This window comes from Methylobrevis pamukkalensis (assembly GCF_001720135.1).
Taxonomy (GTDB): domain Bacteria; phylum Pseudomonadota; class Alphaproteobacteria; order Rhizobiales; family Pleomorphomonadaceae; genus Methylobrevis; species Methylobrevis pamukkalensis.
On the sequence record NZ_MCRJ01000130.1, the window covers coordinates 1 to 11,061 of the forward strand.

Sequence of the window (11,061 nt, forward strand, 5' to 3'; positions counted from 1 at the left end):
AGGTGGCCCGAAGGGCCGGATGAGGGGGCGCCCCACCCACCGAACATCGCATCCCCCACCCACGCCCGGTGCCGCCCATGACCGTCCGGCTCCTCACCTCCCGCGAGGCGCTGCTGGCCTTTGCCCTCATCGCCCTCGTCCTCCTGATCGAGACCCGCTTTGCCGGCTTTGCCGCGCCGGCCAACCTTGCCGGCGTCTTCAACGACACCTCGATCCTGATCATGCTGGCGCTCGGCCAGACGGCGGTGATCCTCACCCGCTGCATCGACCTGTCGGTCGCCGCCAATCTCGCGCTCTGCGGCATGGTCGCGGCGATGGCGAATGCGGCGATGCCGGGCCTGCCGGTGCCGCTGCTGGTGCTGATGGCCGCGGCGCTCGGCACGCTGCTCGGCGCGGTCAACGGCCTGCTCGTCTGGAAGCTCGACATGCCGCCGATCGTCGTCACCCTCGGCACCATGACCATCTACCGCGGCATCATCTTCCTCCTCTCCGATGGCAGCTGGATCAACGCCCACCAGATGAGCGAGGGTTTCAAGGCGCTGCCGCGCGCCGAACTCGCCGGCCTGCCGGTGCTCGCGTGGATCGGCATCGCCGTGGTGGTCGTCTTTTCGGTGATCCTGGCCCGCACGCCGCTCGGCCGTGCCTTCTACGCCGTTGGCGGCAATCCGGTCGCCGCCGTCTATGCCGGGCTCGACGTCGGCCGCACCCGCTGCGCCGCCTTCTGCCTGTCCGGCGCGGTCGCGGGTCTTTGCGGCTATCTCTGGGTGTCGCGCTACGCGGTCGCCTATGTGGACATCGCCGGCGGCTTCGAGCTTGATGTCGTCGCCGCCTGCGTCATCGGCGGAATCTCGATCGCGGGCGGCGCCGGCTCGGTCGCCGGCACGGTGCTCGGCGCGCTGTTCCTCGGCGTGATCAAGAACGCCCTGCCGGTGGTCGACGTCTCGCCCTTCTGGCAGATGGCGATCTCGGGGGCGGCGATCATCGTCGCGGTCGCGCTCAACGCCCGCTCCGGACGTCGGCCCGGGCGCATCATCCTCAAGGACGCGGAGCTGCGGGCATGACCGACACGCCGTTCGAGGGCCGGCACATTCCCGACCGGCTGACCCGCCCCGTGACCCAAGCGCTGAAAAGCTGGGAGGCGCTGCTGGGGGTCGTCGCGGTCGCGATCTTCGTCGCCAACAGCTTCGCCTCGCCCTGGTTCCTCGATCCGTGGAGCCTGTCGGACGCCACCTTCAACTTCACCGAAAAGGCGATGATCGGCTTTGCCATGGCGCTGCTGGTGATCTCCGGCGAGATCGATCTCTCGGTCGCCTCGATCCTCGCGCTCGCCTCCACTGCCATGGGTCTTGCCGCGCAGCAGGGTGTCGGAACCCCGGAGCTTGTGCTGATCGGCCTCGGCGTCGGCCTTGCCTGCGGCGCGGTCAACGGTGTCCTCGTCACCGGCCTCGGCCTGCCGTCGATCGTGGTCACCATCGGCACCATGAGCCTCTTTCGCGGCATCGCCTTCATCGTGCTCGGCGACGGGGCGTTCAAGGGCTATCCGGCCGACTTCGCCTTCTTCGGCCAGGGCTATGTGGTCTGGGTGATCTCCTTCGAACTGGCGCTGTTCGCGCTGCTCGCCGTCGCCTACGGCGTGCTGCTGCACGGGACGAGTTTCGGCCGCCAGGTCTATGCCATCGGCAACAATCCGGTCGGCGCGCTGTTTTCGGGCGTGCGGGTCGGGCGGGTGAAATTCCTTCTGTTCCTGCTCACCGGGCTGATGTCCGGGGTGGCCGCGATCTGCCTCACCTCCCGCCTCGGCTCGACCCGGCCTTCGATCGCCTTCGGCTGGGAACTGGAGGTGGTGACCATGGTGGTGCTCGGCGGCATCAACATCCTCGGCGGCTCGGGCTCCATCCCCGGCCTCGTGCTGGCGGCGCTGATCATGGGCCTCGTCACCTTCGGCTTCGGCCTCCTCAACGTGCCGGGCATCGTCATGTCGATCTTCATCGGCGCGCTGCTGATCGCGGTGATCGCGCTGCCGGTGCTGTGGCGCCGCGCCCGGCGCCGGCGGCCGGCGTGAGCCCGTCATGACCGATCCCCGCAAGATGTCCACTCCCCGCTCCATGGCGCCGCGTCACGTCGCCGTCGTCGACATCGGCAAGACCAACGCCAAGCTCGCCCTGGTCGATGTCGCCGCCCACGCGGAGGTGGCGGTCGTCACCATGGCCAACCGGGTGGTGGCGGACGGGCCCTATCCGCATTTCGACGAGGCGGCGCTGCGCGACTTCTGCCTGTCGGGCCTGGCCGGCTTTCACCGCGACCACGGTATCGACGCGATCTCGATCACCACCCACGGCGCCACGGCGGCTCTCATCGGCGACGACGGCGCGCTGGCGCTGCCGGTGCTCGACTACGAGCACGACGGACCGGAAGAGACCCGCGACGCCTATGACCGCATCCGCCCGCCCTTTGCCGAAAGCGGCACGCCGAAGCTGCCGCAGGGGCTGAACCTCGGCGCCCAGCTCTTCTGGCAGGAGCGGGCCTTTCCGCAGGCCTTCGCCCGCACGAAGCTGATCCTGCCCTATCCGCAATACTGGGCCTTCCGGCTGACAGGGGTCGCCGCCGGCGAGGCCACCTCGCTCGGCTGCCACACCGATCTCTGGGCGCCGCGCCGGCGCGACTGGTCGTCGATGGTGGACGGCCTCGGCTGGCGGGGGAAGATGCCGCCCCTGCGGTCGGCCTTCGACGTGCTTGGCCCGGTGGAACCGGGGCTGGCTGCCCGGCTCGGCCTGCCCGCCGGCCTGCCGGTCCACTGCGGCCTCCACGATTCCAATGCCTCGCTGCTGCCCCATCTCGTCACCCGCCGTCCGCCCTTCACCGTGGTCTCGACCGGTACCTGGGTGATCGTGCTCGCCGTCGGCGCCGAGGGCGGGGACGCCGGCGGGGGCATCCCCGACGGCCTCGATCCGGCGCGCGACACGCTGGTCAACGTCAACGCCCTCGGCGATCCGGTCGCCTCGGCGCGGTTCATGGGCGGGCGGGAATTTTCCAACGCCATGGGCGAATCGGCCGCCGTGGCGACATCGGAGGATCTCGCCCGCGTGCTCGGCGCCGGCGTGATGGTCCTGCCGTCGCTGCAGCCGGGCTGCGGGCCCTATCCGCAGCGGCCGGGCGGCTGGAGCCATCCGCCGGAGACGCTGGGTCCGGGAACCCGGGCGGCGGCGCTGTCGCTCTATCTGGCGCTGATGACCGCCACCTGCCGCGACCTCGTCCACGGCGACGGGCCGACGGTGGTCGAGGGCCCCTTCGCCCGCAATGCCGTGTTCCTGGCGATGCTGGCGGCGGTCACGGGCCGGGCGGTGGTGGCGGGCGGGGCGAGCGCCACCGGCACCAGCTTCGGGGCGGCGCTGCTCGCCGCCGGCCCCGGCGCCTCGGAGACCCACCCCGCCGAGGATCCGCCGCGCCCGCCCGATCCGGCGCTGCTCGCCTATGCGGCGCGCTGGCGGGCGGCGGTGGCGGGTGATCAGCCGGCAGTCGCAGTCTCGTCGTCGTCCGGGGCGGCGCCATAGCTCATCCGGCGAATCCGCTCGATCACCCGGTCAATCTCGGCATCGGGCAGCACCGGCGGCGGGCCGATCACCAGCGCCTGCAGGTAGAGCCGGGCCAGTGTCTCCACCTCGCCGGCGATCCACAGCGCATGGTCGAGGCTCCGGCCAAGCGCAATCTGGCCATGCTGGCCGAGCAGGCAGGCGAGCCGGCCGTCGAGCGCGGCCAGCGCGTGGTCGGACAGTTCCTGCGTGCCGAAGGTGGCATAGGGCGCGCAGCGGATGTCCGGACCGCCGGCAACGGCCACCATGTAGTGGAAGGCCGGGATCGGCCGGTGGTGGCAGGCGAGCGTGGTCGCATAGACCGAATGGGTGTGCAGCACCACGTCCACGTCGGCGCGGGCGGCGAGGATGTCGCGGTGGAAGCGCCATTCGGACGAGGGGCGGCGCGGGCCGGTGTGGCGGCCGCCGAAGTCCATCGGCACGAGGTCGTCCGGCGTCATCCGCTCGTAGGGCAGGGACGACGGTGTCACCAGAAAACCCGCGCCGCAGCGCACCGACAGGTTGCCCGAGGTGCCCTGGTTCAATCCGGTCTCGTTCATCCGCCGGCAGGTGGCGATCATCGCCTGGCGCAGGTCGGTCGTGTCGGCGGCGGCCATCGGCGGATCTCCGGAAAGGGCTCAGGCCAGCCGGCGGCGGTCGATGTCCCGGTCGGAATAATGTGCGCGCTTGGCGTCATACATCGACCGGTCGGCGCGGCGCACCACGTCCTCCATCCGCTCGCCCTTCTCGCGGGTGGCGATGCCGATGGAGAGGCTGACGGTCATGCCCGAATAGAACTGGTTGTTGAGCGCCACCAGCTTGCGGATCTTCTCGATCATCGCCTCGCCCTCGCGGGCATCCGCCGCCGGCATCAGCACCGCGAACTCGTCGCCGCCGATCCGGCAGGCATGGGCCGGCTTCTGCACCGCCTCCGACAGCACCTCGCCGGTGCGGCGCAGGAGCGCGTCGCCGGCGGCATGGCCGAGTTCGTCGTTGCAGGCCTTGAGGCCGTTGAGGTCGGCGATGATCACCGTCACCGGATAGGGCGTGTTGCGCTCCAGCCGGTTGAGCTCGTCGGCGTAGAAGGAGCGGTTGTAGAGCTTGGTCAGCACGTCGTGCTTGCCGAGATATTCCAGATAGGCCTCGGCCTTCTTGCGGGCGGTGATGTCGGTCAGCGCCACCTGCACGAGGCGCCAGTCGTGCTCGTGGCCGGGCAGCACGGAAAACTGCATGTGCACGTTGAGTTCGGTGCCGTCGAGCGCGTAGTTGATCACCTCGCGGGTCTGGAACAGGCGGCCCTGCCAGAGGTCGATCAGCTGCTCGCGGAAGTGCGGCTGCATGTTGTCGCGGAACACGTCGCCGAGGCGGTTGAGCAGGGTGCGGGCGTCCGGTGCGCCGAACATGCGCAGCGTGTGGCGGTTGACGTCGATGACGCGGATCTCGCGCATGCAGCGCTGCACGAATTCCGGATGAACGTCGGTGAAGACGCGCAGATCCTCGATGCCGCGCGTCCGGATCTCGTCGAGCAGCGTCTTGATGCTGCTGAAATCCTCCACCCACAGCGACACCGGCGAATGCTCGAACAGGCCGCGCGCGAACATCTCGCTCTCGGCGTGGCGGCGGCGCGCGCTTTCGCGCTCGGTCACGTCCTCGATCGCGAACAGCACCCGCGCCCAGGTGTCCTCGTGGCCGGGCAGGATGGTGGCTTCCAGCTCGATGTCGAGGCGCCGGCCGCCGAGCGTGTAGTTGACCGTGCGCCCGGAATAGGAGGTCTGGCCCTCCCACAGCTGCACCAGTTCGCCGATGTGGGCGTCCAGCATGTCGTCGCGGAAGATGTCGCCGCGCCGGCGACGAGGTCGGCCAATCCGTCCGCCTCGAACAGCGACAGCGTCCGGCGGTTGACCTTGAGGATGCGGATCCGGCTGGTGCAGGCCGAAACGCGCGCCGTGTCTTCGCGCAGAAAGGCGCCGAGATCGGTGACACCCTCGGCGCGCCAGCCGTCGAACACGCCTTCACGCCCGAGAAATCCTCGAGCCACAGCGAGACGGGGGCGAGATCGAACATCTCCTCGTCGTCATGCGTGCCATCGGGAGGGGCGCTCGGCAGGCTCATGTCCATGGGCATGTTCATCGGCCTTCGTGACGATTGGTTCGGTCGATCGGCAACAGCGACATCTGTCGCGGCGGGGACGGCGGGTCGGGACTGATGTGTTAAGCCGGACGACCGCACCGCACAACCGTAACCTGCGGGCTGCAGGCGTATCGCTGCATGCCATCGCCGGCCGTCGCCCCTCGGGCATCGTGCTTGCCGGCATCGTGACCGGATTTGCCAAACAATTCATGAATGCGCGCCGTGGCCCCGCGTTCCCTCACGCGTTGTGCGACGACGCGGCCGCGTCTGCCGTCGGTGCCGGCCGCGCCGCGGCGTCACGTTCGGCGGCCAGCGCCAGCACCTCGGCGGCGAGACTGCGGATCACCTGATGGGTCATGCGTTCGACAAGGTCGGGATCGAAGTCGATCATGTCGCTGAGGCGGGTCACGGGGGGAAGGGCCGGGAGTGCGGCAGGAGACTCCGGATCGGCCGTTCCGTCAAAGACCACGCCGGCCTCGGCGGCAAGGGCTGCGAGGTCGTCGCGGTGGTTGCCGTCGATCAGGGCGGCCATCGCGGGCCGCAGGCGCGGCTTCGTCACCGGCAGGTCGGCCTCGATGCCGCGCAGCAGGCTGACGACGAGGCCGGCCTCCTTGCGCAGGAGGTTGTTCTCGTCGGCAAAGGCCAGCGCGCGCAGCCGCTGCATCAGCGCCATGCCCTCGGCGCTGAGCGACACGTTGTCGCGCCGCGGCTGGATCGCCGCATGCAGTTCGGCGTCGTCCGTGAGATGGCTGAGGAAATCGGTCACCACCTCGCCGCCGGCCAGGCTCGAGGGCTGGAAGGCGCGGAAGGTGACCGTGCCGAACACCTTGCGCATCTGCCGGAGCACCGGGGCGGCATCGCTGCGGAAGGTTGCCGGGTCGCGAAGATCCGAGGTGCCCTTCAGGTCCTGCTGCAGCAGCGACAGATAGCGGCTCGACGGCCGGCGCACGTAGCAGAACATCTCCTGCTCGGCCGAGAGCGGCAGGAGCAGGGCGTGCAGGCGGGCGAGGCTGTCGGGATCGAAGTCGAAGATCTGCTCGGAGGAAATCACGAGGATCTCGGGACGCGCGCGCGCCACGGCCTCGGTCACCTCGGCAAAGGCGCGCTCGAAATTGGCGCGGCGCGCCGCCACGTTGTCGGCGTCGTCGCGCGGGCCGAACTCGCGCTGCCAGGCGACCGGCGGCACGAGACCGGGCGTCATCCACTTGTGGGTGGGGGTCTCGTCGTCGACGGTCGGGTAGAGGATGCCATGGGCCAGCAGCAGCGGCGCATGGGCATGGAACGCCTCCTGGATCGAGGTCGACCCGGTCTTGCTCTGCCCGCCGTGGATCACGATCCGCATGCCGTGCCTGCCTTGATGACCCTGCCGTGATCGTGACGGGCGCCGGTCCGGCCGGCGCCCGTCACGATGTCACAGGTATGATGTCATCGGCATGAAAGCCGCGTCAACCGCGGCTGGCCCCGCACGGGCCTCAGCGCGGCGCGCGCTTGGCGAGGATGCGCTGCAAGGTGCGGCGGTGCATGTTGAGCCGGCGCGCGGTCTCCGAGACGTTGCGGTCGCACAGCTCGTAGATCCGCTGGATATGCTCCCAGCGCACCCGGTCGGCCGACATCGGGTTCTCCGGCGGCGGCGCCTTGACTTCGCCGTTGCTGGTCAGCGCCTGATAGACCTCGTCGGCGTCGGCCGGCTTGGCGAGATAGTCGACCGCGCCGAGCTTCACGGCCGTGACCGCGGTGGCGATGTTGCCGTAGCCGGTGAGCATGATCACGCGGCTGTCCTCGCGGGTCTCGCGCAGGCGCTCGATCACGTCGAGGCCGTTGCCGTCGCCAAGGCGCATGTCGACCACGGCATAGGCCGGCGGGCGGGCGGCGACGCGGGCGAGGCCCTCGGCCACCGTGTCGGCGGTCTCCACCGCAAAGCCGCGCTGTTCCATCGCCCGGCCGAGCCGCTGCAGGAACGGCTTGTCGTCGTCGACGATCAGCAGGGTGTTGTCGGTGCCGGAAGGGCCGGCCCCCTCGCTCGTCTGCATCATTGGTCCATCCACCCGCAAGCGACGATCGGGATCTTGCACGAAGCCTCGCGACCCGTCCCGGATCGCGGCGTCCCGCGCCGTCCGCTTCCGCCGGGCTCCGTCGCTGTGACGGCGTCGGCGGTCTCGTCTTTATCGGCAAGAGGATATCACCTTGTCCCGGCCAGGCAAATGAGCCGCACTGCGCCCGATGGGCGCAGGAGGGACCGGTACAGGGCGTGCCGATCAGTGCCGGAGGTCAGCCTGCGCGGGCGGTCCAGGCGTCGCGCGGCCAGCGCACCTCGACCCGCGCCCCGGTTTCCGGCGCCTTGCGGTTGGAGAGGTAAAGCCGGGCGCCGGTGCGCTCCAGCAGGGTTTTCGCGACGAAGAAGCCGAGGCCAACGCCGTCCTCGTCGTCCTCCGGGTCCTCGCCCGTGCCGTCGCGGCGGCGGGTGGTCAGATAGGGCTCGCCGATCCGGTCGATGATGCCGGGGTCGAAGCCCGGTCCGTCGTCCTCGACGATGATGGCGACGTTGTCGGCCGTCCAGCGCACGCCGACATCGACGCGGGTGCGGGCGAAGTCGACGGCGTTCTCGATGATGTTGCCGACGCCGTGGACGATCGCCGGCTCGCGCTGGCCGTGCGGCTCGCCCGCCTTGTCCCCCTCGCAACGCACCACGAGGTCGACGCCGGTATCCCGGTGCGGGGCGACGAGATCCTCCACGAGGTGGCTCACCGCCACGGCGTGGAGATGGGCGTGGAACGAGCCGGAGAAGGACGTGAGCTTCTTCAGGATCTCGCGGCAGCGCTGCGACTGGCTCTGCAGGAGGGCGATGTCCTCGCGCATCGGCGCGTCGGCCGGCATGCCGTTCATCAGCTCCTTGGCGACGAGCGCGATGGTGGCGAGCGGCGTGCCGAGCTCGTGGGCGGTGGCGGCGGCCAGGCCGTCGAGCTGGTTGACATGCTGCTCGTGGCTGAGCAGCAGCTCGGTGGCGGCAAGGGCGGCCTGCAGCTTGCGCCGCTCCTCGGCCACCCGCCACGAATAGATCGCCATGAAGCACAGCGAGGCGACCAGCGAGATCCACAGGCCGGCGAGATAGACCGGCGCCAGCGCGCCGCCGCCGGGCTCCACCCAAGGCAGCGGCAGGTGGAACACGGCAAGGAAGGTGACGGCCACCACCACGAGGCCGCCGAGCAGCAGCGTGGCGTAGAGGCCGAGGCCGGTGGCGGACACGACCACCGGTGCCAGCAGCAGGATCACGAACGGATTGCCGAGGCGCCGGTGAGATAGAGGAGGGCGGTCAGCTGGCAGATGTCATAGGCGAGCAAACCCGCCGCCGCCCGGTCGGCCAGCCGCCGGCTCGCCGGATAGCGCGCCTTGAGCACGACGTTGAGCAGGGCGGAGAGGCCGACCACCGAGAGACAGGGGAGGATCGGCAGTTCGTAGCCGAGGCCGAACACGACCACGGCCAGCGCCGCAAGCTGGCCGCCGACCGCCAGCCAGCGCAGACGCACGAGCGTGTCCAGCTTGACCGGCTGACCCACCTGTCCGGGCTTCAGTTTCATGCCGTATGCTTTCCCGGTGCCGCGCCCTGTTTGCGATCCATCAATAGAATGCCGGGATCATGCTGTCGCGGTGCGCGTTGTCACATCAACGAAGGTCTCCTTGCGGATCTCGCGGAAACGGCCTTAGATCCGCAGGACGGATGAAGCAATCCGCCGCGCCGGCACACCTGTTTCACAGGAAAGTCGCCCGACACGTGCGGCGAAGAGGCCGGCAGCCGCGGACCGCGGAAGGACAGACACGGTGACTTACTACCAGCTCTACGAGTTCAACCACGCCACCATCGGCCCCGCCCGGGCCGCGGCCGATCTCACGCGCCTCTGCTTCCAGAATCCGCTCAACCCGCTGGCCCACACCGACTACGGCCGCTCGATCGCCGCAGCCTGCGAGATGTTCGAGCGCGGCACCCGCCGCTACGACAAGCCCACCTTCGGCCTCGACACGGCGCTGGTCGGCGGCGAGCGGGTCGCGGTCACCGAGACGGTCGTCTGGTCCAAGCCCTTCTGCGACCTGATCCATTTCGAGCGCGCGATCACCACGCCGCGCCGCAAGGATCCGAAGGTTCTCGTCGTGGCGCCGATGTCCGGCCACTATGCGACGCTGCTGCGCGGCACGGTCGACGCGCTGCTGCCCCGCCACGAGGTCTACATCACCGACTGGACCGACGCGCGCATGGTGCCGCTGGTCGAGGGCCGCTTCGATCTCGACGACTACATCGACTACGTGATCGAGATGTGCGAGGCGCTCGGCGGCGACGTGCACGTGCTCGGTGTCTGCCAGCCGTCGGTGCCGGTGCTCGCCGCCGTGGCGGTGATGAATGCGGCCGGCAGTCCGGCGGCACCGCTGTCGATGACGCTGATGGGCGGCCCGGTCGACACCCGCTGCAATCCGACCGCGGTCAACCGACTCGCCGAGCAGAAGGGCACCGACTGGTTCGAGCGCAATGTCGTGATGAAGGTGCCCTTCCCCAATCCGGGGATGATGCGCGACGTCTATCCGGGTTTCCTGCAGCTGACCGGCTTCATGAGCATGAATCTCGACCGGCATCTCGGCGCCCACAAGGACTTCTTCAATCATCTCGTCACCGGCGACGGCGATTCGGCGACCAAGCACCGCGAGTTCTACGACGAGTATCTGGCGGTGATGGACCTCACCGCCGAATTCTACCTCCAGACGGTCGAGGAGGTGTTCATCCGCCATTCGCTGCCCAAGCGCGAATTCCGCCACCGCGGGGAACTGGTCGACTGTTCGGCGATCACCCGGACGGCGCTGCTGACGATCGAGGGCGAGAAGGACGACATCACCGGCCGCGGCCAGACCCGCGCCGCCCATGACCTCTGCGACCGGTTGCCGGACGACATGAAGGTCCATTACGAGCAGCCGGCGGTCGGCCATTACGGCGTCTTCAACGGCTCGCGCTGGCGCGCCGAGATCTGCCCGCGCATCGCCGACTTCATCCTCACCCACAATGTGCGCTCGGCCGCCGGCCGGGAGGCGATCGCCCGCCGGGCGGCAGAGGCGGACGAGCCGAAGGTCAGCTCGAAGGCCTCTGCGCCGCGCCGCCGCGCGCCGCGAGTCAAGGGACCTGCGGCGTCCTGATCGGCGCTCCGGCGGGGCATGCTTAACCCGCTCTTAAAGTCCCGTCCCTAGCCTTGCCGCAGGAGGACCGGCCGCTCTTGCGGCCGCCTCCCCCGTGCGCAGCGACAGAGGACGACGCGGCCGATGCAGCGACGCAAGGCGCGAGGCGACGAGCGCAGGGAACCCCGCTTCGACGACGGTCACGCCGCCC

9 protein-coding genes and 1 pseudogene are annotated in these 11,061 nt (G+C 69.7%); 4 read left to right on the forward strand and 6 right to left on the reverse strand.

Annotated features, from left to right (window positions below; translation table 11 throughout):
* The first annotated feature begins 77 nt into the window (after window positions 1-77).
* The 3 genes from A6302_RS17425 to A6302_RS17435 are packed head-to-tail and all read left to right on the forward strand — an operon-like array spanning window position 78 to window position 3,551.
* Complete coding sequence (locus A6302_RS17425) at window positions 78-1,061, forward strand: ABC transporter permease (RefSeq protein ID WP_069308111.1); 984 nt, start codon at window positions 78-80, stop codon at window positions 1,059-1,061.
* A complete protein-coding gene (locus A6302_RS17430; RefSeq protein WP_069308112.1) occupies window positions 1,058-2,062 on the forward strand; it encodes an ABC transporter permease in 1,005 nt (334 codons plus the stop codon). The genes A6302_RS17425 and A6302_RS17430 overlap by 4 nt, the downstream gene beginning before the upstream one ends.
* 43 nt (window positions 2,063-2,105) lie before the next feature.
* Window positions 2,106-3,551 (forward strand): FGGY-family carbohydrate kinase, encoded by a 1,446-nt coding sequence (locus A6302_RS17435; RefSeq protein ID WP_069308115.1) that lies wholly within the window; start codon window positions 2,106-2,108, stop codon window positions 3,549-3,551.
* Here the strand turns inward: A6302_RS17435 and A6302_RS17440 are convergent.
* The 6 genes and pseudogenes from A6302_RS17440 to A6302_RS25880 form a co-directional block, all read right to left on the reverse strand.
* Window positions 3,506-4,186: a class II aldolase/adducin family protein gene (locus A6302_RS17440; RefSeq protein ID WP_069308113.1), complete on the reverse strand. Its 681-nt coding sequence runs from the start codon at window positions 4,184-4,186 to the stop codon at window positions 3,506-3,508. The genes A6302_RS17435 and A6302_RS17440 overlap by 46 nt on opposite strands.
* A gap of 21 nt (window positions 4,187-4,207) precedes the next feature.
* Window positions 4,208-5,681: pseudogene (locus A6302_RS17445) on the reverse strand (sensor domain-containing diguanylate cyclase).
* A gap of 256 nt (window positions 5,682-5,937) precedes the next feature.
* The gene (locus A6302_RS17450; protein ID WP_069308114.1) at window positions 5,938-7,041 is read right to left on the reverse strand and encodes a hypothetical protein; all 1,104 of its coding nucleotides are present in this window, start codon (window positions 7,039-7,041) and stop codon (window positions 5,938-5,940) included.
* Window positions 7,042-7,171: 130 nt separating this feature from the next.
* Window positions 7,172-7,729, reverse strand: coding sequence for an ActR/PrrA/RegA family redox response regulator transcription factor (locus A6302_RS17455; RefSeq protein ID WP_069308116.1), 558 nt, complete (start codon window positions 7,727-7,729; stop codon window positions 7,172-7,174).
* Window positions 7,730-7,967: 238 nt separating this feature from the next.
* A complete protein-coding gene (locus A6302_RS17460) occupies window positions 7,968-8,969 on the reverse strand; it encodes an ActS/PrrB/RegB family redox-sensitive histidine kinase (protein ID WP_342586298.1) in 1,002 nt (333 codons plus the stop codon).
* Complete coding sequence (locus A6302_RS25880; protein WP_342586299.1) at window positions 8,966-9,274, reverse strand: hypothetical protein; 309 nt, start codon at window positions 9,272-9,274, stop codon at window positions 8,966-8,968. Before A6302_RS25880 ends, A6302_RS17460 begins: the two co-directional genes overlap by 4 nt.
* Before the next feature lie 241 nt (window positions 9,275-9,515).
* Here A6302_RS25880 and A6302_RS17465 point away from each other — a divergent pair, with 241 nt between their 5' ends.
* Window positions 9,516-10,871, forward strand: a complete 1,356-nt coding sequence (locus A6302_RS17465; protein ID WP_083255868.1) for a polyhydroxyalkanoate depolymerase — start codon at window positions 9,516-9,518, stop codon at window positions 10,869-10,871.
* Window positions 10,872-11,061 lie beyond the last annotated feature (190 nt).